General features: G+C 44.8%; 19 protein-coding genes. 8 read left to right on the top strand and 11 right to left on the bottom strand.

Translation table 11 applies throughout. From position 1 onward, the window contains the following. Window positions 1-12 precede the first annotated feature (12 nt). From BCU75_RS10955 to BCU75_RS10945, 3 genes are all read right to left on the bottom strand, one after another. Entirely contained in the window at window positions 13-2,190 is a 2,178-nt protein-coding gene (locus tag BCU75_RS10955) for a TRAP transporter permease (protein ID WP_102473855.1), read from the bottom strand. Window positions 2,191-2,403: 213 nt separating this feature from the next. Continuing rightward, window positions 2,404-3,417: a TAXI family TRAP transporter solute-binding subunit gene (locus tag BCU75_RS10950; RefSeq protein WP_076679301.1), complete on the bottom strand. Its 1,014-nt coding sequence runs from the start codon at window positions 3,415-3,417 to the stop codon at window positions 2,404-2,406. 318 nt (window positions 3,418-3,735) lie between these two features. Then, complete coding sequence (locus BCU75_RS10945; RefSeq protein WP_102473854.1) at window positions 3,736-5,079, bottom strand: sigma-54-dependent transcriptional regulator; 1,344 nt, start codon at window positions 5,077-5,079, stop codon at window positions 3,736-3,738. Window positions 5,080-5,308: 229 nt separating this feature from the next. On the opposite strand from BCU75_RS10945, the gene BCU75_RS10940 reads away from it, so the two are divergent. Further along, entirely contained in the window at window positions 5,309-7,372 is a 2,064-nt protein-coding gene (locus BCU75_RS10940; RefSeq protein WP_102473853.1) for a sensor histidine kinase, read from the top strand. 117 nt (window positions 7,373-7,489) lie between these two features. On the opposite strand, the gene BCU75_RS10935 is transcribed toward BCU75_RS10940, so the two are convergent. The 6 genes from BCU75_RS10935 to BCU75_RS10910 all read right to left on the bottom strand — a co-directional run bounded on the left by BCU75_RS10935 (window position 7,490) and on the right by BCU75_RS10910 (window position 15,486). Beyond that, window positions 7,490-9,940, bottom strand: a complete 2,451-nt coding sequence (locus BCU75_RS10935) for a family 20 glycosylhydrolase (RefSeq protein ID WP_102473852.1) — start codon at window positions 9,938-9,940, stop codon at window positions 7,490-7,492. A gap of 130 nt (window positions 9,941-10,070) precedes the next feature. Further along, window positions 10,071-10,703, bottom strand: coding sequence for a bifunctional 4-hydroxy-2-oxoglutarate aldolase/2-dehydro-3-deoxy-phosphogluconate aldolase (locus tag BCU75_RS10930; RefSeq protein WP_102473851.1), 633 nt, complete (start codon window positions 10,701-10,703; stop codon window positions 10,071-10,073). A gap of 19 nt (window positions 10,704-10,722) precedes the next feature. Further along, window positions 10,723-11,670, bottom strand: a complete 948-nt coding sequence (locus BCU75_RS10925) for a sugar kinase (RefSeq protein WP_102473850.1) — start codon at window positions 11,668-11,670, stop codon at window positions 10,723-10,725. A 130-nt stretch (window positions 11,671-11,800) separates the two neighbouring features. Further along, window positions 11,801-13,315 carry a sodium:solute symporter family protein gene (locus tag BCU75_RS10920; RefSeq protein WP_102473849.1) on the bottom strand — a complete coding sequence of 505 codons (1,515 nt, stop codon included), beginning with the start codon at window positions 13,313-13,315 and terminating at the stop codon, window positions 11,801-11,803. 205 nt (window positions 13,316-13,520) lie between these two features. Continuing rightward, a complete protein-coding gene (locus tag BCU75_RS10915; protein WP_004732497.1) occupies window positions 13,521-13,913 on the bottom strand; it encodes a RidA family protein in 393 nt (130 codons plus the stop codon). A 139-nt stretch (window positions 13,914-14,052) separates the two neighbouring features. Beyond that, window positions 14,053-15,486: an N-acyl-D-amino-acid deacylase family protein gene (locus BCU75_RS10910; RefSeq protein ID WP_017089369.1), complete on the bottom strand. Its 1,434-nt coding sequence runs from the start codon at window positions 15,484-15,486 to the stop codon at window positions 14,053-14,055. 176 nt (window positions 15,487-15,662) lie between these two features. Between BCU75_RS10910 and BCU75_RS10905 the strand changes: the two genes are divergently transcribed. Continuing rightward, on the top strand, window positions 15,663-16,937 hold the full coding sequence (locus BCU75_RS10905) for an amino acid deaminase (protein WP_102473848.1): 1,275 nt from the start codon (window positions 15,663-15,665) through the stop codon (window positions 16,935-16,937). A 130-nt stretch (window positions 16,938-17,067) separates the two neighbouring features. Further along, window positions 17,068-17,931 (top strand): MurR/RpiR family transcriptional regulator, encoded by an 864-nt coding sequence (locus BCU75_RS10900; RefSeq protein WP_017082877.1) that lies wholly within the window; start codon window positions 17,068-17,070, stop codon window positions 17,929-17,931. On the opposite strand, the gene BCU75_RS10895 is transcribed toward BCU75_RS10900, so the two are convergent. Then, entirely contained in the window at window positions 17,928-18,467 is a 540-nt protein-coding gene (locus BCU75_RS10895; RefSeq protein WP_102473847.1) for a hydrolase, read from the bottom strand. The two genes, BCU75_RS10900 and BCU75_RS10895, sit on opposite strands and share 4 nt — an antisense overlap. A 192-nt stretch (window positions 18,468-18,659) precedes the next feature. Between BCU75_RS10895 and BCU75_RS10890 the strand changes: the two genes are divergently transcribed. The 5 genes from BCU75_RS10890 (at window position 18,660) to BCU75_RS10870 (ending at window position 23,946) form a co-directional block, all read left to right on the top strand. Continuing rightward, entirely contained in the window at window positions 18,660-19,232 is a 573-nt protein-coding gene (locus BCU75_RS10890) for a porin family protein (RefSeq protein ID WP_076674484.1), read from the top strand. 234 nt (window positions 19,233-19,466) lie between these two features. After that, window positions 19,467-21,089: a phosphoethanolamine transferase gene (locus tag BCU75_RS10885; protein WP_102473846.1), complete on the top strand. Its 1,623-nt coding sequence runs from the start codon at window positions 19,467-19,469 to the stop codon at window positions 21,087-21,089. Window positions 21,090-21,319: 230 nt separating this feature from the next. Then, window positions 21,320-22,159: a GNAT family N-acetyltransferase gene (locus BCU75_RS10880; RefSeq protein ID WP_102473845.1), complete on the top strand. Its 840-nt coding sequence runs from the start codon at window positions 21,320-21,322 to the stop codon at window positions 22,157-22,159. 133 nt (window positions 22,160-22,292) lie between these two features. Next, window positions 22,293-23,132 carry a helix-turn-helix domain-containing protein gene (locus BCU75_RS10875; protein WP_102473844.1) on the top strand — a complete coding sequence of 280 codons (840 nt, stop codon included), beginning with the start codon at window positions 22,293-22,295 and terminating at the stop codon, window positions 23,130-23,132. Between the two features lie 181 nt (window positions 23,133-23,313). Further along, window positions 23,314-23,946 carry an esterase/lipase family protein gene (locus BCU75_RS10870; RefSeq protein ID WP_076674494.1) on the top strand — a complete coding sequence of 211 codons (633 nt, stop codon included), beginning with the start codon at window positions 23,314-23,316 and terminating at the stop codon, window positions 23,944-23,946. A 196-nt stretch (window positions 23,947-24,142) separates the two neighbouring features. Here the strand turns inward: BCU75_RS10870 and BCU75_RS10865 are convergent, their stop codons facing one another. Continuing rightward, complete coding sequence (locus tag BCU75_RS10865; RefSeq protein ID WP_102473843.1) at window positions 24,143-25,117, bottom strand: arginine deiminase-related protein; 975 nt, start codon at window positions 25,115-25,117, stop codon at window positions 24,143-24,145. Between the last annotated feature and the right edge of the window lie 521 nt (window positions 25,118-25,638).

The following is a 25,638-nucleotide window of genomic DNA, read 5'->3' as shown; positions in this document are numbered from 1 at the left end:
TCAATCCTTTAATTATAGGGAGGACGCGACAGTGTTAGACCCGGTTTGAGGTAACTTTTGTTCCTCACTTTCTGATTCCTTTTTCACTTGATTAGCATCGTATTTACGACCGCTGTAGATGAAGATGCCAACAAAAATAGCGACACATACCAAGCGGATCACGACTGAAACATCAGGCCATACTAAAGCTGCCCCTATTGCTACCAACACTACTCGAGTAATGACATTAATTTCGCTCTCTAGATAACCCTCAATCGCCGCGATAAACGCGTAAGTACCAATAATAGCAAAGCCACCCGTGACTAAAACGGAGGTCACATCCCAACTCACCAAGTTAGTGTAAGCAATCAACAACGGCACTAGGTATAAGCCTTTGGCTATCTTCCATGCCATTAAGCCCGTTCTCATTGGTGGTGTTTTAGCGATAGTCGCTGCCGCAAACGCGGTTAAACAAACTGGCGGTGTCACGTTGCTATCTTGCGACAACCAGAAAATAATTAAGTGAGCCGAAAGCAATGCAAGGCTGATCGCTTCTAAGCCAAGACTTTGCTCAAGCAGAGTTTCCACAAAATCAGCGGGAACCAGAGCAATCATCTCTTTCGCCGTTTCCAGCGCCATCGGTGCATTCAATAAATCAAGCTTATCTGGCGCAGCCAACATGAAGATGGCTTTAGCTTGTTCAGGAAGCTGACCTGACACCAACAAGTCGAGCAACTGGCTTTCAGCAATCAATTTATACAAGGCAGGAGCAGACAATGTACCCAACACGATATAAGCCGCCGTCACTGGTAAGCCCATACCAAGAATCAAAGACGCCAACGCGATCAACGCAATCATCACCAGTAACTCGCCATTCGCCCAGCTGTTGATCATCAAAGAGAAGGTGTTACCAATTCCCGTAGTGCTAATGACATTAACAACTAGACCAATACCAACTAATAACACAGCCGTGGTCGCCATGTTTTTTGCACCTTGAGAAAGTGCTTCAATGACCGCTTTTGGTCCCATTTTATGATTTTTAGAAAACCACGATGCGACCACCACAGAGATAATCGAAATACCCGCTGCGTAAGTTGGTGTAAACCCCTTCACCAACAAGGTCACCAACACGGCCAGTGGGATCAGGTTGTGCCAACCCGACAGCAATACCTTCAACAAAGGTTCACAGCCAGACGTCACCTTTTGTACACCACTGCGCTTCGCTTCAATACGCACGAAAAAGGCCACAGACAAAAAGTAGATAAGCGCAGGAACAAAGGAAACCGCAATAATATCGACATAAGGAATTTGCGTGTAAGACGCCATGATAAACGCACCTGCACCCATCACAGGTGGCATCAGCTGCCCGCCAGTAGACGCAGCCGCTTCAACACCCGCGGCGAAACGCGAAGGGAAGCCCGCCTTTTGCATCAAAGGAATACTGATTACGCCCGTCGATACGGTATTTGCTACGCTCGATCCGGAGACAGAGCCCATTAAACCAGAGCCAATTACCGCGATGAAGCCAGGGCCACCAATCACTTTACCCGCCGCTGCGCGAGACACATCAATAATGAAATCACCGACACCCGAACGCACTAAGAATGCACCAAATAGGATAAACATGAACACGAAGGTCCAACTGATTCTTGAAATCGAACCGAACATCCCTTCTGATGAGTAAAAGCTTCTATAAAGCAGTGTTTCAAGGCTTAAACCCGGAAAATGAAAGATACCGCTGGTCCATTGTCCCCAAAGCACGACATAACTTAAACACACTAAGATAAGCACTGGAATGAACCAGCCCATAGTGCGTCTAATCAGCTCAATGACGATGGCAATCGCCAAGATAGAGAAAAACCAATCACTGGCGATAAATTTTACGCCTCGGTCATACAACGCATCTTCGGCAAAGGGAATGTAGATAAGGCAAGCTAAAGCAGCCAAGGCAATCCCAATATCGATCGCTAATGCTATTTTGCTTTTTTTAAGTGAAATGTGGGCGGGATACCAAAGTGCACAAATGATTGCGAAACCAGCGAAGTGGGTCGCCGAAACCCAAAGTTCCGGCAAAGTGGATAGTGTGTTAAACCAAATGTGTAATAAAGAGAGAATCACGCCCATTGTTGTTATCGCTTTACCCACCCACGGGAAATCCGTCCGGGTCGGTAATTCAAATTTTTTCAGTTCCTGCTGCAGCGAATCGCTCATAGAAAACTCCTGCTCTCCACAGCCAAACGCGCAGAGAAAATCCATAAAGTAAGGTGGTGCGTTTTCACTTCAAATAATCAAACGAATCGGAAACGGTCAAATCAGAAAAAATAGCCGAAACAGATGAAAACGCACCAAGCAATTAATTAACGTGAATGTTCAGTTCACGCCCAATAGCGAGTTAAAGATAAATGGCTAATCAAAGACAAAGGGTTAGTCGACAATCAACTCAGAGGGGATTTCGATGCCCGCTTCTTTATAGTAACGAGCAGCACCTGGGTGAAGCGGAACAGGAAGACCTGCGATCCCTTTCTCAAGTGCCATTGCTTTGGTTGCTTTATGAATACCTTGTAGGAAAGGTAGGTTTTCATAGATAGCTTTGGTTAGTTGGTACACATCTTCTTCAGAGATGTCTTCACGAACCGCTAGGAAGTTAGGCTGGGCGATGGTGGTGATCGGCTTATCAACACCTGGGTAAGTGTTTGCTGGGATCTCATATTTTGTCCAAATATTGTAATCACCGTTGGCTTGTTTGATCTGCGCGTCGGTAAACGACAAGATTTGAATATCTTCACCCAGTGCTGCAAAGGCTTGGGTCACCGCGCCAACAGGCACGCCAGCGGGTGTGTTCATGCCATCAATGGTGCCATTTTGTAATGCACTCGCACTGCCGCCGTAACCCATAAAGGCGAGTTTAAACTGTTCTGGGTCTACCGACAGGCCTTGCATGATCTGACGACCTGAATTTTCAGTACCTGAGTTTTTCTTACCGATAGAGAATTTCTTACCGTTTAGGTTCTCTAAATCGCTCACCGTACCTGTTGTCGCTAAGTCAGAGCGCACAATGAAGTGTTCTACGTTTTGCCATAACATGGACACCGAGCGAAGCTGAGTTTGTTGACCTGACTTTTCATATGGACCAAGCCCTTGCCACGCCCACGCACCATACAAACCTTGTAAAATGGCAAACTGTGCTTCGTTCTCGTTCAACAACTTTACGTTCTCACCTGAGCCCGCAGAGCTAATAGCCGCCAAAGAAAAGTGCTGCTTAGGCGCAAGCTTAACTTTACTCAATGTCGCTAGAGCAACCCCCACAGGATAGTAAGTCCCACCCGTTGAGGCCGTCGCTAGAATGTAGCTGCGGTCTTCTTGCGCAGAGGCGTTGCTGATAAGGCCCATAGAGGCCATTGCGATCGCTAAAGTTTTAACTAGCTTGTTATATTTCATTGTTACTCTCCATGTAGAATTATTCACGTTATATTTTTGTTAACAACAATGACTAGAAAGCAAGCACAATGCCAATTCATAAGAATCTGTTTTTATTGAAATTTATTTTAAAACCCACCAAAAGTAAGCCATTTTTTGCTTATTTGGCTACGAATGAATAAGCTATTTTTTGCTTATCCAATGCCGCAATTAGCCCCCGGATAAAGGTGGCTAAGTCACACCATGTTACATTTATGTGATCAATGTTTATGAAGTGATAAATACACAATGAGCCATTTATTGCTCATCAATATCCAATAAACACAACGGTCAAACCGCTCATTGAGCGTCAACATAGTCACTTCGGTTCAACGCATAGCGCACCATTTTTTGGTTCAATGTTCGACGGGGTAAATCTAAGTCTTGCATCACGTCATTAATACGCCCCTGATAACGAACTAAGGCATCATGAATGACTTTCCTTTCAAAGCTCTGCACCTGAACCGCCAATGGGATACCTGCCGTTGTGGGTTCTGTGACAGAATTGGGACGACACGCCAAGATATCTCCAACCGTCAGGCTTTCATCCAATGCAAAACGAATCGCAATATTACGTAGTTCACGCACATTGCCCGGCCACGCATACGACAACAAGGCATAACGATCAGCCTCACTAGCAACCCGCGTTTCGGTATTGGCTTCTTGGGTAAAATGTTCGAAAAGAATAAGAGCATCTTCTTCTCGCTCACTGAGGGGAGGTAAATGCAGTTGGGCAACGTTCAAACGATAGAAAAGATCTTGGCGAAATTCAGGATGATTCAATAGATCACTTTTCGAAGCAGAGACCACCCGCAAATCAACATGTTGTTGCTGATTACCACCCACGCGTTCAACAACATTATCTTGCAAGGTGCGTAGCACTTTGACTTGCATCGATAGCGGCATGCTCTCTATTTCATCCAGAAACACGGTGCCCTTATCAGCAAATTCAAGCTTACCAATACGTCGTTTGGCCGCTCCAGTAAACGCCCCGGCTTCGTGTCCAAACAACTCACTTTCAAACAGGTTTTCTGGGATTGCACCACAGTTCAGCGGCACAAAAGGGTGACTTTTACGCAGGCTAAATTCATGCAAACAAGAGGCAACGAGTTCTTTACCACAACCCGTTTCGCCATAAATGATCACATTGGTATCAATCGAGGCAACCTTTTGTATTTGCTCTCGCAGATCACACATCACTTTACTGCGGCCAATCAGAACTTGTTCAATGCCTTTCAGGTTATCCAGATAATTTTGACGACTGTTTCTGTCTTGACCACTTTGATATTTATCGACCGCTTCCAACACTGTCTGAGATAGACGTTCTGGGTCGAATGGTTTTTCAATAAAATCATACGCCCCTTGCTGTAACGCTTTCACCGCCATATCGACATCACCGTGGCCGGTGATCAAGATAACTGGCACGTCTGGCACAACATTTTTAAAACGCCCTAACAGCTCAAGCCCATCTATATCAGGTAAGCGCACATCAGTGATGATGGTATGAAAATCACCCCGCTCTACTGCGTTTAATGCATCTTGGCCAATCTCAAATGCGGTGACATCGAAGCCCGCTAATTGTAACCATTGGCTAGTTGCTTGACGCACAATTGCATCATCTTCAATCAAAGCTATACGCTGCATAGTTTGGCTCCGCCACTTACATCTGAATAATGTCGTCCACGGTATGTAAAAAATCCGCAGACGAAAAGGAGCTAGCTCCCACTTTAGATAACACTCCTTTAACAGTTTTATGATGTTTGTTAGCTTCAACTTATCTCATTCGCCACTCGCTTAAAAAGCAAACAGATAGCTTTCTCAAGCCATGAGTTTAAAAGGGCAAGTCACTAATTTTAAAAGGATTTAATCAGCAATGATGAATAACAATCGGTATTGGTTGTTCCTATGTGCCTGTTTATTAATTGGTTTGGTTCAGGTCACCACCAAAAGCGGGATAAGCCAATGGAAGCTTGAGCAAGCCCAGCGCTATGCAGAACAACGCTTTCTTGGGTACATTGCTGAAGCAAGGCGCACTCTGAAACGTTTTTATTATTTGCCCTACCTCGTGACTAACGATGAAACCAGTGTCCGTTTTATCGATGGTGAAACTCGCCTCGAAAAGCACATTAAAAAGCAGCTGATTCAGTTAGACAAAGCCGCCAACACTAAGGGCTGGCACCTGCTTTCTGGGAAGGGCGATTTGCTGGTTTCTAGCGTTGAAAGAAGTAAGTTGAGCAAGAAGAACGCCGACACAATTGTGTCTAAGATCCACCAGCAAGGTGGTGCGATTTCAGTGGTCACCAAAAATAAAGGCGTCACACCCGACTACTTTATTGCAGCGCCCATTTACCGAGCATCCGATGTAGTTGGGATTGTTGCGGTACAAATCGATTTATCGCTGCTGATCGATCAATGGTTTGCCGATGGTGAAGCAATACTGTTCCAAAACCCTCGTGACCAGTTCTTTCTTTCCAGTGATCACCGATTGAGTGCCGATTGGTTCAATGAAAATTTCACTTCACAACCGCTCACCACAAAGCGCGAACTGTACGATCAAACCCACATTCGAGTATGGAGACTAGAAAATAAAGATTACCTTATTCAGTCGATAAAGTTGGACGACCTCAATTGGCGTTTGACCTACCTAACGCCGTTAACCAACCTCAACCAGACCACTAACTGGATAAGTTGGAGCGTCGCGGTTGGCTGTCTTTTCATTCTGTTACTGTTGGTAATTCTTTATCAAAGACGCCAGAAAAAACGCAGTAACCTGCGAATCCAAAAGCTTATCGAAGAGTCTGAAAAACGATTGTCTGGGATGATCAACAAGACACACGTTGGGTTAATACTGATCGATAAACATGGTCACATCCACGATATTAATCTGATGGCGAAAAACTACTTTTCCTTATCCGATTCGATGATCAATAACATCAAGGCGTGGCAGTTATTTGAGGCGGGCAACCCGAATTCAACCACATTGCAGTTACTCAAGAACTTAGAACAACACCAAGAGTTGGCTGAGATAACCAGCGTCGAAACCATGGCAAGGCGCAGCGATGGCAGCTACTTTCCTGTGTTGTTTTCTATCAGTGCCTTTCCTTGGCATGCCACGACTTACTACCTGTGTACGGTGATCGATATCAGCAAGCGTAAGAAAGCCGAAATTGCGGTGCAAAACGCCAATAAAACGCTGCAACTACGGGTAGAAGAGCGAACACAAGATCTCAAAGATGCGCAGCAAGAACTGGTGGAATCGAGCAAGCTTGCCGCATTAGGACGTATGTCGAGTGCGATCACTCATGAACTCAATCAACCGCTTACTGGCCTAAAAACCCTACTTTCAAGTAATCAATTACTGATGGAAAGGGGTGAGACCAAGATGTTGAAAGCGAACATGGATCTCGTGATGAGCCTCATTGACCGAATGGCCAACATGACCAGTCAACTGAAGTCGTTCGCCTTTAAAAGGCTTGAGAAGCCCTATCCAGTCTCACTCACCGAAGCACTGCAAGAAACCCTACGCATTCACCAAGCCGAATTAGACAACGTCGATATTCGCGTGCGTGTCGCCTCTAATATTTCGATGGTGATGGGAGAAGAAGCACGACTTCGCCAAGTGCTTGGCAACTTACTTAGAAATGCTGTGGACGCTACGCAGAATCAAACACTCGCGACCATCATTATCAGCGCACACACCGATCAACAACGCGTAATCATCAAGGTACAAGATAATGGCTGTGGCGTGTCAGAAGACCAACTCGAAACTATTTTTGAGCCGTTTCATACCAACAAAAAGATGGGCGAAGGTTTGGGTCTCGGCTTGGCCATCACAGCAAACAACGTGCGAGATATGCAAGGTACCTTGATAGCAAAAAACAACCCAGACCAAGGCATGACATTCACGTTAACGCTACAAAATAGTGATAGTGAGTAATTGCTTACATAAAGCTTAGCCACCACGTTTATAGAGACGCTAAAACAAAAAAACCGCCCACAGAGGGCGGTTTGATTCATTTGTTGCGTGTGACTTATTCGCTAATACGTTAACGGCTTACTCAGCTAACTGCTTCAACAAGAGCTCTGTCGGACGAACAATCGCGATGATCGATTCATCATAGATTTTCGCTGATTCAGACAGTATCGCTTGGTAGGCCTTCGTATCTGATGCTCTAACTTTTTCACCCGCTTGTGTTTTAGCAATCAAGGTTAACGCCAAGTCTGCTACTTCCGCCGTTTTCTCTGCGACAATCACAGTATCTACCGAAGACACATTACCTGCGAAGACAGTTTTAGCAGCGAGTGCAGCCGCTTTTGCTTGATGATAATGCTCTGCAAGTTGCTCAAGCGCTTGTTGATTACCCGTCGCGACTTCGTTGACCAAATCTTGCATCTCATACACAGCGTAGCTTTCCACTGGCAGCGCATCAACGAAGCGGTTTAGACGCTCGTATTGGCTGTATAAAGTGCCCTTAAGTTCAGTAGAATTCCACTTCTCCCAGTTACGCGCGTAGTACTGTGCTGGTTCAGTGTATTTCGCAAGCACGCGTAGGTCGTGGATATCTTGGCCTTTTGCAATACGCTTCAACAACATGTCAGCATCCGCATGATGACGAAGTCCAACCGACACTTCAGACCATGTATCCATCGCTTTCATGCGCTTGTACATGCTGCGTTCGTCCGTCAATTCCGCATCAGACCAGAAGCGCTCTGCAATCGCATAGCTGCGTGGCCATAGGTAGTTTTCAACCGTGAGACTGTCTTTGTTCTCTAGCCACATGGTGATTTCGCCACCTAGGATCAACTCTTTTTCTTTATCTGTTAATTCCGCTGGGTAACCACCATTTGGTTCAGGAATCACGCTGCCTTCAACATCACTGCTCGCAATCACTTCACCTGTGGTTGGCCAACGTACATTGCCGACCAATTGGTAACTGCCTTCGGCAAAACCCTTTGGATTCAGGTTTAGGTTGAACTCAGTGTACGACATGAAGTTATCGAAATGACCAACAAAGGTTTTACCCGGCACATAATCAAGGATGAAGATCTCTTCGCGAGACTTGCCGTTGTAATCACTGAATGCGCGGAAAGTGCCATCCTTAGCTTCAATAATAGTTAGTGTTCCCTTACGTGGGCCGCCTTTTGAACGAGGCTTCTGCCATTGATACGTCACGAATTTTTCGCCGCTGTGCAGCTTATCGTCAACTGTGATGCCACTTGGCATTGGGTCATTGCGATAGTGGTAGCTAGTTGGCTGAGGCTGGTCTAGGTAGTAACCCGTAGAAAGAATACCTGGGTAGCCCTCTTTCGCAGCACGACCAATGCTGTCGTGCCCTTGCCAGCTTTGAATCACGATGGAAGTCGGCAGATCTTTATGCCAAATTTCATCCCAACCAGTCATTTTCTTACCGCGCTCTTCGAGCATCTTCTCAACTTTTACATTGAGGTAAGACTGCAGACCACGTTCGCCATCGATATTGTTCTCTTCAATGAACTGTTGGTGCTTTTCGCTGTTTTTCCATTGCGCATAGTTCGGCTCATCGCCACCGATATGAAAGTACTCATCAGGGAACAGCTCGGTCACTTCGTCAAACACGTCACCTAGCATCTCATAGACTTCTGGGTTCAGTGGATCCATGAGAGGTTCAAACACGCCCCAGCCTCTTTCTTGCTCGTAGTTTTGCCCTTCACCGCCCGACATCAAACGCGGGTAAGCGTGAGCAACCGCAGAAGAGTGCCCCGGAAGAGACACCTCTGGAATCACACGAATACCAAGGTTACGCGCGTATTCAACTAGGTAACGAACTTGGTCTTTGGTGTAGTAATTACCATCAGCGGTTTCAGACCACAGACGCGGCCATGATTCGGTTTGAATTCGAATGCCTTGATCGTCCCAGAAGTGCCAATGGAACACGTTCATCTTCGCCGACGCCATCGCATCTAATTGACGAATCAACACATCGAATTCAATGAAGTGACGTGAAGTATCGTAAGAGACACCGCGCCAGCGGAAACGGGGCTCATCTACAATTGTTACAGCAGGAATATGGTAGCCAGTCGCCGTAGTTTCAACGAGCTGTAAAAGGGTTTCGATGCCGTGAATTGTGCCGTATGGGCTTGGAGAGCTCAGCGTGATTTGTTCACCCTGAGTGGTAATTTTGTAGGACTCTACAGAGTCGATGTTCTGTACTTCAGACTTTGGCGCTGCGTCGATATCGATGATCAGGTTCGCTTGGTCTTCACTATCCACCTGCCAATTTAGAATCGGTACACCCGTTTGGCGTTCAAGGCGATCAATAAAGCGTTTCGCCGTGTATTCAACGCGATCAGAATTAAAGCCTTTGATATAAACTTTAAAATTACCATCTACTTTCACTTGGCCTGATTTTAATTCCACAGTTTGTGGATAAGGCATTAAATTCAAGTCTGTATTTGGAGCCATTGCTAAAGCCATTGGGGACACTACTGAACCTGAAATCAATAGGGATAATATAGTTTTTTTCATTATTAGTTTTCCTATATAAATATGGTTCTGTTTTGTTTATCGGAGGCGATTCACAAAACAGAACCATCAGCCACTGCTGTTGCTCGTTATCTCTAATTCGAAAGCTTGTTATCGCTAGTTCAAAAACTTATTACTCGTTAACAAGAGCGACCGCTTCTCGTACCAATACCGCAATCTCGTCCCATTGCTCGTTCTCGATCATCTTTGGCGACACCATCCAAGTACCACCACAACACACCACGCGATCCACTGCTAGGTAGTCATTCACGTTGTGTTTACCGATACCGCCCGTTGGCATTAAAGACACATCAACGTATGGCGCTAGCAGAGACTTCACCATGTTGATGCCACCAGACGCTTCTGCAGGGAAGAACTTCAAGAAGTTAAGGCCAAGTTCCAACGCTTGTTCAACTTGGCTTGGGTTGTTTACACCCGGAACGATTGGCATACCGATCTCTTGGCAGCGTTTTACGGTGTTTGGATTCATGCCCGGAGCTACGATGAATTCACTGCCCGACTCTTTAGCAAGGTCGATCTGCGCTGGCGTTAATACTGTGCCGGCACCGATACACATCTCTGGATACGCATCGCGCATCGCACGAATCGCGTCTGCTGCCGCTTCAGTACGGAATGTTACTTCAGCAACTGGTAGGCCGTTTTCTACCAACACTTTTGCCAGTGGAATCGCGTGCTCAACCTTGTTGATTTGGATAACAGGGATAACTTTGAATTGCTTAAGTTTGTTGATAATTTCTTGAGACATAATAATTCCGCTTTTTATTTTATTTTTTAATCAGTTGGCTCATAGCGCTCACGGGGATGATTGCGCCAGAGTATTGAATAACGATGGAAGCCAGTTGGTGGCCAAGTTCGGCTGCGTCGGTGGCGCTCTCGCCAGTAAGACGCGCAGCTAAATAACCTGCGGCGAATGAATCGCCCGCCGCACAGGTATCAACCACGTTAGAAACACGAGTCGCTGAGACATAATTCTCAACAAAGTTGCCCTGTTCAACTTGAACAATCTTGCATGGCTCGCAGCCACTTTTGATGACGATCTCTTGGCAACCCAAACGAAGGCAGCGTTGTTGAACGCTCTCTGAGTTACCCCATACAAGCAGGTCGTCGTCTTCGGTAATCAAGGCGATGTCCACCAGCGGCAGTAACTTGGCGTACCAATGTCTAGCTTGCTCGGTGCTCCAAAGCTGTGGGCGATAGTTGTTATCAAAAATCACCTTGCCGCCTTGGTTTGAGAACACGCTAATAGCTTTGAATAGGCGCTCACGAGAGGCGTCATCCAAGATCGCGATACTGATACCGCTGATGTAAACCGCATCGACTTGTTTCTCTGTCAGGGCGATTTCAAGCTTGTTTAAGTTATCGATTTGGAAGTAGAACTTTACTGCCGCATCGTTGCGCCAGTAATGGAAGTGTCGCTCGCCTGTCTCGTCGGTTTCGACCATGTACAAGCCGGGCAACTTGCTTGGGATGCGTTCAACGAAATTGGTTTGAATACCCTCTAACTGCCAGTTATCAATCATGTTCTGAGACAGTTCATCGCTACCAAGGCCCGTCGCGTAATGAACAGAGAGGTTTCGATGCTGGGTTAAGCGAGAAAGGTAAAGCGCGGTATTGAGCGTGTCACCGCCGAATTTTTTGGTTAATGGAGAGCCGCTGATTTCGACCATGCACTCGCCAAAGAAAGCAATATTGAAGTTAGAAGATGCAGGCATAGCCGATCCTAAAATAGAGAGATAAATGGGGAAGAAGGCCCTACCGAGAAGCAAAGCCTGAGCTATCTGAACCACTCCACAGCTTGTTTTACTGAATTTGTTGTACTAACTAGCTGTGGAGAGTTTTAGATTAGCTTGTTTGATTTGCAGGACGTTGAGGTGACGCTTCTTCTTCAAGTACGCCAGTCTCAGACATTTCCATCTCCATCAGAGCACGCTCGTCATCAAGAATTGCTTTTGCCATTTCTGGTGTCACTTGGTTAGCCGGAGTACATAGACTTACCAGCACACCAGCCGTTAGAGCCACTAGACAAGAAGGAATCACAGGGTTACCCCAGAAAGCCGTGTAGTCTGCGTTTAGCATTACAACAAATGAAGCCACAGATGCACCCGCTAGCGTAGCAAGCGCACCCTGCCAGTTATAACGTTTCCAGAATCGACCCAACATACCGCACACAAACATGCCCGACATTACGGTTGAAATCATTTTCGTGATGTAGCCAATGATGTCGTTTGACGTCAGAGCGAACAACAGTGCAAAACCAATCACCACAATCAGTGCCAAGCGAGAATAGTTCACCATTGACTCTTTGTTTGGTACGCGGCCAGTGAACATCACGTAAACATCACGAAGTAGGATAGACACACCTGCTATCGCATCTGAACTTGCGCTCGACATCGTTGCAGAAAGACCCGCGATAAGAACAATCATACCAACGCCAACCGGAAGAACCGTTGCAGCAACATAAGGGAACGAGTAGTTCGGATTATCCAATGATGGGTCAATGGCATGTGCTGCCATACCAATGATTGCAGGGATGATTGAGAAGAAAAGGTACAACACACCTGATGCAACAAATGAGCGGCGAACGGTTGATACGTCTTTACCCGAGTAGATACGCTGACGGAATGAAGGCGTCGCTAGTACACCCACACCAATAACCACAGCCAGAGACACAGCAGGAAGAAGACCCAGTTTATCGATTGCTAAAAAGCTCGTAGCAGCAGGCTCCATGGCAGCGTAAAGGTTATCCATGCCGCCGATGTAATCGACGGACATTACCGCCATCAAGATGAAGCCAGCAAAAAGAATGATAGCTTGAATGGTATCGGTCCACACAACGGCTGTGTAACCACCGATCACCACGTAAATAGTGAATGCCGCGGCAATAATGATTTTCGCTAGATAGAGATCGATGTCTGCAATCCACGCTAGGTACATGCCGCCACCTAGAATGTGTGCGCCCAGCCAACCAATTGAAGCGACAAAAATCAGTACACCTACAACGTTTTTCACGATGCGGTTAGCACCAACATAGTAAGCGAGTTCTTCACTCATGGTCATGAAGTTCAATTTACGAACCGGAGCAAACCAAAGTGCAAGTAATAGGATGCCTATCGCACCACCAATGCCGTACAAAGCACCTGCCCAGCCATTTGCGTAGCCGAAGCCAACCGCCCCCATACTTGAACCCGTACCAACCATCGTCGCGACCGTTGTACCAAGTACTAAAAACATAGGTAGGCCACGGCCACCTAATAAGAAATCTTCGCCAGATTTTTGATTACGCGAGACAAACCAGCCTAACCAAATTAAAAATAATACGTACACGCCGAAGCCTGTAAGAAAAAGTGTGCTGTTCATTTGACACCTCTCAGTGAAATATTAAGTTCATTCCTGAACTTTATTTATGATTCATTCATTTTATATTTCATATAATTACTTTATTTGTTTTGTATATTTTAATTAAAGTAATTTTTATAAATGTAGGGTGAGAGTATTAAAGGATAATAACAGGGATGACTACCCTCTAATACTCTCTAAGTAGGTAATTGTGATTAGGTTATTACTATCCGCGATCGGCGCGGTAGCAAGTCACATCTACTTCAACCTTCACGTCTACAACTAAGTCGCAAACCATGCAGATACGAGCCGGAGGGTTAGCACCGAAGAACTCTTTGAATACCTTATTAAAAGATTGGAAGTAACGAGAATCCGTTAGCACAACCTTTACGTGCATTACGTCTTCTAGGCCGTAGCCCGCTTCAGTCATGATATCGACACAGTTTTGGATCGCTAGGCGAGACTGGTCAACAATGCCACCCTCAACCACTTCACCATCTGTCATCGGTGTCTGGCCAGAAACGTATAGGAAACCACCTGCTTCAGTAGCACGTGCAAATGGTAAATGTTGTCCGCCTGTACCTGTACCGCCTTCAACACCGTAACGTTTAATAGTCATTTTTTAACTCCACTTATTTATAGATAATATTGGGTTTATAGATAACATTAGCTTTATAGATAAAACAGTTTCTATTCCAATATATTTAAATTAATTCGCCGTTTTTATAATTACCTGAATTTAATAAATAATTTAAACTCTAGTTTCGGTAAATAAAAACGCCTGAACGATTATTTCTTACTTTTCCTTGCTGGTAAGTTAACTCACCATTTACAAATACACTTTCTATTCCTTCAGCAACTGAAATAGGATTTTCAAATGTTGCTGTGTCTTTAATATTCTTTGGATCAAATAAAACTAAATCGGCAAAGGCACCACAGCGAACTTCGCCTCGACCCGCTAAGTTGTAACGCTGAGCCGACATTCCGGTCATCTTGTGAATCGCTTCGGGCAACGAGAACAGTTTTTCGTCTCGGCAATAGTGACCCAATACTTTCGGGAAGGTGCCCCACAATCTTGGGTGTGGATGCGGATCATTAGGTAAACCGTCTGAACCGACCATGGTCAGTTTGTATTTCAATACACGCTTTACGTCGTTCTCATCCATGCAGTGGTAAACCGCACCCGCTGGTTGAAGCGCTTTTGCCGCGTCCATCAGGGGTAGATTCATTTCATCAGCGATCTGCTTCAGCGTTTTGCCTGCGTGTTCTGGTTTTGCTTCAGACCAAGTGATGAAGATATCGAAATCGTCAGTCACTTGTTTCAAATCTAATGTCGAAGAGCTCGCTGAGTATGGGTAACAGTCACAAGACACATCTTGGTGCTCAGAAACCTTGTCCATCAAATCAAGAACTTCAACGGTTCTGCCCCAGTTGCCCGCACCTGCACATTTAAGGTGAGAGATAACAACAGGCACTTTCGCGTATTGTCCTGTCTCAAACGCCTCTTCCATCGCGCTTAAGATCTCTTCAAATTCGGTACGCATATGCGTGGTATAGATGCCGCCGTGACTAGAAAGCACTTTCGCTAACTGCATCACTTCGTTGGCATTCGCTTGTTTCGCGCTGGCGTAAGCCAAACCCGAGCTCAAACCTAATGCGCCTTGCGCCATCGCCAAATCAAGGTTGGTTTGCATCGCTGCGATTTCGTCTTCGCTTGCAGTGCGCTGCAGGTCGTCCATCACTTGGTTGCGCAATGTGGTATGGCCAACTAACGCAGCGACGTTTACTGCGGGTTGAGCTTGCTCTACCGCTTGTGCATACGCGGCGAAAGTTGGGTATTTAAAATCAGCCTGCGCACCTAAAAGATTCATTGGGTCAGGTGGATCGCCAGCCAAAACGGTTGGTGATGCGCTGATGCCACAGTTGCCAACAATCACGGTTGTAACACCTTGGCTGATCTTAGGCAGGCAGTCTGGGTAACGAATTACGTTGGTATCGTCATGTGTATGTACATCGATAAATCCAGGAGCCAATGCTAAGCCAGCTCCCTCAACCAACTGGCCACAATCTTCGTGATCGATTTGACCAATTTCGGCTATTTTTCCATCTCGGATTGCTACATCGGCACAAAACGATTGTTCGCCGGTGCCGTCAAACACCTCTACATTTTTGATTATCGTATCGAACAACATTTTTCACTCTCTCAATCCACTGTGTTGATGGAGCTATATTAAGAATCCAGCCGATTATTTTCAGTGACAAAACACACATAATATTTTAATTTGTGTGATAGTTTCTACCACAAATTAGATTATAGATATATTTAAACATTAAATAACAACAACTTAAATCATGTTAGGAATCAACAATGAAACATAACCCTGCACATAAAGATGTTATAAAGTATCAGAACAATAGTTTTGTCTTGACTGAAAAAGGCCAAAAAGGGAGAGCGATATCACAATCTGAGAACGGTATTTACCGACTGGTTGATGAAGATATTTCGCTCCCGGTAGCAATTATCAAACAATCCGCCTTAACCAATAACCTGAATTGGATGCAATCATTCGCCGATCACCATCAGGTTAAATTGTCGCCACATGGCAAAACATCAATGACACCTGCTTTTTTCCGCCAACAGCTAGAAAATGGCGCTTGGGGTATTACAGTAGCAACGCCTGCACAGGCAGAAGTTGCCGCTATGGCGGGTGCAAAACGAATCATCATGGCCAACCAATTGGTGGGTAGAACCAACATGGCGATCGTTGAACAGCTGATCAGTGAGTTTGATATCGACTTTTACTGTTGTGTGGATTCTTCGGTAAACGTGCAGCAATTTAACCAATATTTCTCTAATACAAAACAGACACTAAAAGTACTGATCGAATTTGGTGTACCGGGCGGTCGCTGTGGTTGTCGTTCACCACAAGAAGTTCTAGAACTGGCTCAAACCATACAAGACACACCTGCCCTTTCGCTGGCAGGTATTGAGGTGTACGAGGGTGTAATTCACGGTGACAACGCAGAACAAGATATTCGTACCTTCTTAAATCAGGCGCTCAGTTCGGTCGAAAGCCTGGCATCAGATGGCCTAATTGCAGGGCAACCTATTATCACTGGTGCAGGCTCGGCTTGGTATGACGTGGTTGCAGAATGTTTGGCGAACCTAACCGATTACTTGGCGATCATCCGCCCGGGCTGCTATGCCATTCACGACACAGGCATTTACCTAGACGCACAAAGCAAGGTGTTGCAACGCGCCCAAGTAAACCAAGGCTACGCGTGTGAATTGGGTGGTGATTTAGAATCGGCACTAGAGGTGTGGGCTTATGTAATCTCTCGTCCGGAGCCAACAAAGTTAGTGGTTGGGCTAGGCAAGCGTGATGTGGCCTTTGATGCAGGTTTACCGATTGCCGAGCGCGGCTATCGCAACGGCGAAGCAATCTCAGTGAAAGGCTTAACCTCTACTGCGGTGATGGATCAACATACCTTTGTGGAAACCGACGGTTCTTCTGAGATTGAAGTGGGCGACATGATTGCTTTCTCGACCTCACATCCGTGTTTAACCTTCGACAAATGGCGCTACATTGCCATCAGCGATGACGACCATCAGGTCATAAACTGGGTGGAAACCTGTTTCTAAATCGAATTCTCGATAAGCTAGAATCAGCGAAGCAATAAGATATACTAACGGGGCTAAGGCTTAGTTTTAAGAGCTAGGTTCTTAAAAACTAAGTGATACGATTAGCCCCATCAACAAAGGATCAGGATTCTTGAGTTTAGAAGTAGATATCATTTCACAGATAACAGAGCGTTTCCCTGTTCTTCGTGATGCAGAAAAGAAAGTCGCCAAGTTGATCATGGACGACATTGATTTTGCTGCCAATGCCAGCATTACAGAGCTGGCCGAAGGCGCTCAAGTGAGTGAAGCCACCATTACGCGTTTTGCTAAGGCTATCGGCTGCAGCAACGTACGTGATATGAAGATCAAGCTTGCTCAAACACTGACTGTCGGCCAACGTTTTATTCTCGAACCGGTTGACCAAACGGGCTATCAAGGTATCTACGAATCGATCAAGCAGAGCCTAGACATCAACCGCACCCTGTTCAAAGAGCAAGACGTTGAAACTGCAGTCAGCTGGCTGCACAACGCAAGGCAGATCATTGCTATAGGTATGGGTGGTGGCTCGACAATAGCCTCTCAAGAGCTTCAACACCGACTGTTCCGTTTAGGCTACCCAGTGGTGTCGTACAACGATGGTTTGATGTCGAGAATGGTTGCCGCTACAGCCGATGCCAATGACGTCATGGTGATGATCTCAGCGACAGGTTTTACACCAGTGATCACTGAAACGGCAGAGCTGGCTAAGCAGTACGGACTTAAGATCATTGCGATTACCCCACAAGACACTCCATTGGCAAAGATTGCAGATATCTTATTGCCAATCAAGCATATGGAAACCGACTTCATCTACAAACCATCGGCTTCTCGCTACGCAATGTTGGCGTTAGTGGATGTGCTTTCGATGGGAATCGCGGTCAATCACAAAAACCGATCGCGCGACAAACTGCGTCGCTTGAAAGTTGCGCTCGATTCTTACCGAGGCGGTGGCGACAGACAACCTCTCGGCGACTAACGAATCAAGGATAGGATGGGTTTGAATTCTGGGGCGCGACAATCTTTCACTAGTTCGTACAGGCTCATTTCCAACCCAGTTATTTGGACTCCTGCATCTGCTAATCGACGGATTGCCAGTTTCTTATTCAATGCTGTTCGCGAGCTAACACAGTCACCAACTACCTGAACCTTGTACCGAAGATCTAACAACCCCATTGCGGTTTGATAGACACAAATATGAGCCTCAATACCACACACCAACCAAGTATCTACATCCTTGGCTTGCACAACCTCAACAAACTTAGGTTCATCACACGCGTTGAAAGTGAATTTAGGTATCGGCGTAGCATCACTCAATAGGCACTTAAGTTCGTCGACTGTAGCACCTAGTTTCTCAGGATTCTGTTCCAAACTAATAATTGGCAACCCCAAAACCTGTGCACCCTCAATCAACTTTCCACAATTAGAGATCAGTGTATCGCTCTCATCAACGAGACGTGCGAGCTTGCCCTGCACGTCCACAACCACCAAACCTGTATTCTGTTTCGTTAGCATCTTTATTCCTTGTTTTGAACAGCCTGACTCAATACGCAATTTAATGTATATTATTTCTAATATGTAATGATTCAGCTTACAAAGCCATACAGTAATACATAAAAGACTGCGGAATAATGTTCACCAACGGTCGAAAGGTCGCAAAACAAAAATTATTGATACTGGCATGACATTAAAGAGTGAGTAACAAAAATGAACAAGATAACGAAATCAGCATTAGCACTGGGCTTAATCAGCGCAGTTTCTCTTCCAGCTTTAGCAGCAGGTACTGACGGCGGTGCTTACATTGGTGGCGGACTTAGCGTCTATCAAGGCTCAGACACTGATAACGCGCCAAGCTTAGATTCTAGCGGCATGGGTTACAACCTATACGGCGGTTACCAGTTTAACCGTATCGTTGGTGTTGAGCTTGGTTACACGGATTACGCAAACTACAAAAATAGTGCTGAAAAGCTGTCTCCAACCTCTATTTCTTTATCAGCAAATCTTGGTTACACATTCGACAACACCATTCGCCCATTCGTATTAGCAGGTTTGAGCTCCGTAGACCTAAATGCAAGTAGTGGTTCAGGGTTTGATGATGACAGCGGCACTGGTTTCCACTTTGGCGTCGGCGTTGAATACTCACCTATCGAACACTTAACACTTCGAGCTATTTCTCAGGCAGATGCGGTAAGTGTAGATAATACGATTGGTGGCAAGACATACACTAGCGACACGCTAGCATTCAACAGCATTAGCTTCGGTGGTTCATACAACTTCTAATGTGATTGAACTACATAAAAGAAGCTGAACATACTAATTCACTTTGCTGTTCCACCTTGTCATGAAGGTCACTCAGTAAAGTGAATTTTTTGTTTCTACACGCCCTATCGCGTCATTTCACTTTAGTTGGTTTATCGCTCGCCATCACTTATTGAGCTTTGTACGTTGATATTAGAGCTTTCTTGGTAGCGGGACTAAAATAAAGGAATAAGAGACGCAGGAATCAAAAAGACAATGAATCTACCACGCTTAAATATGTCGATAAACAAACTCCCTTTCGTTTTGGCATTATATTACTTGCTTGTCATTAACTTGCCTATTTCGCGCGAGCTATTCAACATCCTTAGCGCATCAAAAGCCGAGAGTATTGGGTTCATCATCTCGATCCCCTTTTTCTTTCTCGCTGCATTCAACTTTATCTTTCAAGTTTTTAACTGGCCGATATTCGCCAAAGCCTTTTTCATTCTACTATTGCTTACTTCGTCGTTAGTCAGCTACAGCATGTTCAGCTATGGCATTTTTGTTGACTATGGAATGATAGAAAACGTTTTTGAAACCAACAGCGGAGAAGCAGCAAGTTATCTAAGCCTGTATTCGATTTTATGGTTTGTTCTAATGGGAGGTCTTCCATCACAAATGCTTTTGTTCACAAACCTTGAAAGAGAGTCATGGAAAGATTTTGCTATTTGGAAAGCGATTGGATTATTAAGTTCTTTGATCGTCATCGCCATCATTGCTGGGTTGTTCTACAAAGATTACGTATCGATTGGTCGCAATAACTCTCATCTTAAAAAGATGATCATCCCGACCGAATACGTCGCTTCAACGGCAAAATACATCAATAACACCTACATCAAAGAACCGATTCCTTACCAAGAAATCGGCTTAGATGCGCAGCTAAAACCGGAAGCTCAACAAGCAACCAAACCAACTCTATTGGTCTTTGTTCTTGGAGAAACGGCACGTGTGTATAACTACCAATATTATGGCTATGAGAAAGAAACCAATGCTCATACCAAACCCTACAACCCGATCTTTTTCTCTGATGTTCAGTCATGCGGAACAGCCACTGCGGTTTCTGTGCCGTGTATGTTTTCTAACATGAACCGCAGCAACTATGATCGCGACAAAGCCTACAACCAAGATAACGTGGTCGACATTATGAACCGCGCAGGGATTCATTCTATCTGGCGAGAGCACGATGGTGGGGATAAAGCCGTCGCACACCGAATCAAAGAGATGACTCTCGTCGCCAAAGACAGCGACCCGCTGTGTAATAACGATGTGTGCTACGACACAGCGATGCTAGAGAACTTCGAACAAGATACCCAAGATTTGACTGAAAATAACATTCTTTTCTATCATATTTCCGGCTCTCACGGCCCAACTTACTACGAGCGGTACCCTGAAGAACATAGGAAGTTTATGCCAGATTGTCCACGTTCTGACATCGAAAACTGCACCAAAGAGCAAGTCGTCAATACCTATGACAACACCATCTTGTACACGGATTTCTTTCTCTCACAGGCTATTCAGAAGCTAGAGAAACTCACCGATAAGTACAATGTCGCACTGATGTACATTTCCGATCACGGAGAATCATTGGGAGAAAATGGCGTCTACTTACACGGCATGCCTTATTCATTGGCACCGAAAGAACAAACCCATGTGCCTATGATCATGTGGATGTCTGATGGTTTTGCGGCCGAGAAGGGTATTAGTGATACGTGCTTGCGTAAAGAAGGAAAGGAACAAAGCTTTTCTCACGACAATTTGTTCGATTCTTTGCTTGGCCTGATGGACGTACAAACCAAAGAATACCGAGAGGAACAAGATATCTTCGCACCGTGTCGGTAGTTCTTTTCAAATACTGATTTTAAAGGGGGCTCATTGTATCAGCCCCTTTTTGCTTTCTATCTAATCTAAAACTGTCGTTTTTATTCAATACCGGCCTCAAGCAGTCGCCTACAATTGCTGTTATTGAAACGTGGCTCAGCTAATCAATTATCTCATCGTCTATCTACGTACCTGAGAAACAGACCGCAGTCACGCTGCTCTACCAAATCGATACAATAGGAATTCAAACGATGTTAGACATCAAAAAAATCTCCGCACTTAGCGACTTAAACGAACTTAAAACCGCTTACTTTACCGAAGCAACAGCCCCACTCGATGGTATGTGGCACTTTGGTTTTGTTTCTATGTCTGACCATTATGGTTTTTACGAAGACAGCAAGCTTGTCGGTTACTGCGTATTAAATGCTGAAGGCTACTTACTTCAGTTCTATCTAGCACCAACAGCCAGTACTCATATTGAAAACTTGTTCACCTTAATCGTAGAGAACAACAGTTCTGTGATTGGTAAGGTGAAAGGCGCATTCGTGAGCACCGCTGAACCACAATATTTATCACTGTGTGTCGACAACACAGAGTCATTTAAAGTGAATGCGATGATGTACCGCCAAAACTCTCAAGCCAGATCTGATTGTGATTCAGACCGCATTGAAGAGATAGAGATGAGTCTCGCGACGAAAGAACAACTCGATCAGTTAGTGAAGTTTGCTTCAGCAACAATTGGCGCACCAAAAGAGTGGCTGAACGGTTACTACAGCAACTTGATTGCTCGCGAGGAACTGTGGGGCTACTGGGGAAACAACAATGTTCTCGCTACAGGCGAGTGCCGTAAATTCGATGAGCACCAAACACAGTTTGCCGACCTGGGTATGATTGTCGCTCAACAAGAACGCGGTAAAGGCTTAGCAACGCGTGTTCTTAACTTTCTAAAGCAGCACGCTAACCAGCAAGGTTTGGAAGTTATTTGCTCGACAGAAAGCACTAACACTGGCGCACAAAAGGCCATCACAAGCGCTGGGTTATCATCAAAGCATCGCATCTTGCAGTTTGATTTTAGCGAGCTAAAAAAATAGCTTAGCCTGTATTTGGGCTAAGTATCAGAACGAAGCAGAAGATTTAGTTCTGATAATAGATACCGATAAAAACTGTCACCGATAACAATATCCACATATAGTTGGGTGACAGTCATCCGAAATAGAAGGTCTAATGATCAATTGGTTACAGTCTCCGAAATCCTCAGTTGTTGCTCAGTTCATTGATTGCTACTGGCTGATTGAAAAGACGCCCGACGTCCAAACTCATCAATTTCCGATACTCAATCCCGATCCATCGGCGCACCTGATCTTATCGCCAAGTGAACAGACATATCACTACACGATTGAGCAACAGGTCGATCAAGGCGTTGGTTGCCACCTGCTGCTGCCACACCAGAAAGCCATCGAATTGGATCACTCGAAACCGTTTATTCATTTAGGCATCAAATTCCATGTCGGTGCCTTGTATACACTGGCTATCCCAGATTGCTCTCACCCTAGCTTAGACAGCGTTATCCCAGTCAATCTCGTAGGTTTACTGGACAATCCAAACGCTGATGTAACGTCACTGATCAAGCTCGCCCAAAGCGATGTTGAGGCCTGCTGTCAGCAGTTAGATGATTTGCTGCAACCTTGGCTATCGATAGGTAAAACCGATAGACACAGCGAACTGACACGTAAGGTGTTGGATGTGCTTGGTTCGACACCAATTGCAGAGCTTGGTGACAAACTGTTTTGTTCGCAAAGGACATTGGAAAGAAGCTTCAACAAGGTGACAGGATTGACATTGAAACAGTGCCAATCGATGAACAAACTCGAGGCGATGCTCGAATACTTGTATAAGCGAAATTTTGATGACATTGATTGGATAGACGTCGCCTACCAGTTTGGATTTAGCGACCAGCCACACCTAATTCGTTACCTAAAGAAAACCATCGGTCTAACACCCAATACTTACGCTAAACAAGGCGGTTTAACCATAGATGTTTATGGTGGCGTGAGATCGGACTAACCCACCTTTTGTCCATCAAGCACTTATAACGCGCATTCTTTCTATAACGAACGCTCTATCTATAACAAACGTCCTGTCTATAGTGCACACCTTTGTCTTTTGTGTACCATTAGTAGCAAGTTTTATTGAGTTTAGATTTGCGACTAAATATACTGGGAACGCCATCAAACGGAGGACGAAAATGGATAATAAAAACAAACATATAGTTTTAATTCATGGCCTATATATGCCTGCGTTGATCATGCAATATCTGGATAGAAACTTCAAAAAACGTGGCTTTACAACGCACAAATTTGCCTACAACTCGCTGCGCTTCCCTTCGGCCGCTAAACGCCTCAATCGCTTTATTAATGCTCGTTTTGATGAATACGATGAAGTCTACTTCTTTGGTCACTCACTTGGTGGTTTGCTCATTCGTCACTATTTTAAGTTCTACCAACCCAACTTTGCAGACACCTGCATCATTACCGCAGGCACGCCGCACAATGGCGCGACTATCGCTAAAACACTGTCGAACCATGGGCTTGGTTTTATATTTGGTTCGAGCAAAATGATCTTAAGTGATGGCTTGGGTGACTACGACATTGATGTGCCGATTGGCGTGATTACAGGTACTTACGACGCCGGAGTTGGACGTATTGTACTGGGAAAAAATCCGGGCGATGGCACGGTCACACTCGAAGACGCAAACCTGAGAGGGGCAACGGATACATACGCTCTCAAACTCAACCACACGGCGCTTGTCTACTCTAAGGAAGTCGTGGCACTGTCGGCTAAGTTCATCGAACACCGAGCTTTTAAAGACGCTTCATAGCTTTTGCGTTAGCTGTTTTCCGTTAACTTTTGTACGCGTTAGCTCGTGTATCTAGCGCTGGTTCTCTTATTATTGTTTTCTTACTTCTGGTAGACCGATACAAAGATAGATAAAAACAAAAATACCACTCTGCGATAAGAGTGGTATTCATAGATTCATGACTGAAGTCAGTCGCTTGTTATACTTTCTATACTTGCTACAGGAGATTCACTCGCGTTGGCAAGAAAACCTCACCCAACATGCATCGCACCGAACCACCACCAATGTCTTCAATCGTTTTTACGTTAAATGGTAGTAGCTTTCCATGTGTCGAAAGCTGAGCTAATTGAGCTGGAGAAAATGCATCGTAAGCCGACTGAGACATCGCAATTACCTTATCGCCATTCACTGTTTCCAATTGCAGAATGTTGCCACAAAATCGATTCATCTGATCGATTGAGATTGAGATAACCTGTTTGTCTTTCGCAAGAGATTTAACCACAAAGCGACGCTCAAATTCAGGGATCACTTCATCACAGATCACGCAGAAGTTATCACCAATCGCCATCATTACATTGGTATGATAAATCGGTTGGCCAGACGGTAATGCTGTTTGGAATGAAACCACGCGAGAATAACCAATACGCTTCGCATAATCTTCTAATACTTCACGGTCGCAACGCTGAGAAAGCGCAGCATAGATAGTCTTATTAATATGATCGATAACCATCACGCCGGTGCTCTCTAGATAAGAACCTTGAGCAACGTACGACTCCATAGAATCACTATGGTTAACAATGCGACCAGACGCCTCCAACACTTCAATAAGAGCAGTAGGCTTAACTTCATGCTGACGGTTTTCACAGGCCATAGGGAAAGTGAATAAACTTCCATCACTACAAGTACTGAACCAGTTGTTTGGGAACACTGCATCAGGGGTTTCGACACCCGATTCTGGGTAATCAAACTCTACAACTTGCACACCTTCTTTACGCAACGAAGCCACCATAGCCTTAAATTCGGCCATCGTTTCTAGCTTCACCTCAGCTTCGGTCAGATTGACTCTGTGCTGAAACTCGTTATCACGTGCTGTTTCTTCGTTAAATCGAAACTCTTTTGGCGGAACCATAACAACGCAATTGGCGTTTTGAACATTAGTAATATGAAGTGATTTTTTGTGTAGGTTTAACATTTCAACCGTCCCTATCTTTTATTTACCTCAGAATTGTAAACAACTTGTTACGACAAGATTCACTGAAAATAATAATGATTTGAATATTTATCCCAAACAATCACTGAAGATCTTAGATTAATCGGTAATTTTTACTGCAAGATAACAGCACATCAGAAAGAACCAACTGTATGCATATTCGTTAAGTCGCTTTATGGATAAATATTCCGATTCCATTTTCTCGCTCACCACGAGTTTTGATTACAATTTAATCCATTTAACGTTAGGATTATCACCGTTGCATAACCATCAATTACGTTTGAAATAAGCTTAACTTTTCTTGCCTAATTCAATCTAAAATATGCGAAATGAACGACACTCTTTGAACCTTTCCTCCGTCACTTAAAAGAACTAACAACGAAAATCTATCTGATGAGGTCATACTGATAAGAACTCATTAGCACTTATAAAATTTCAAACCAAATTTATAAAAACAGAGCTACACGACGATGCAGTTGCTAACAGATGCAGTAGCTTATAAA

Source organism: Vibrio splendidus (assembly GCF_002873455.1).
Taxonomy (GTDB): domain Bacteria; phylum Pseudomonadota; class Gammaproteobacteria; order Enterobacterales; family Vibrionaceae; genus Vibrio; species Vibrio splendidus_J.
Note: the sequence above shows the minus strand (reverse complement) of the source record. Positions and strands in the feature narration are given on the sequence as shown.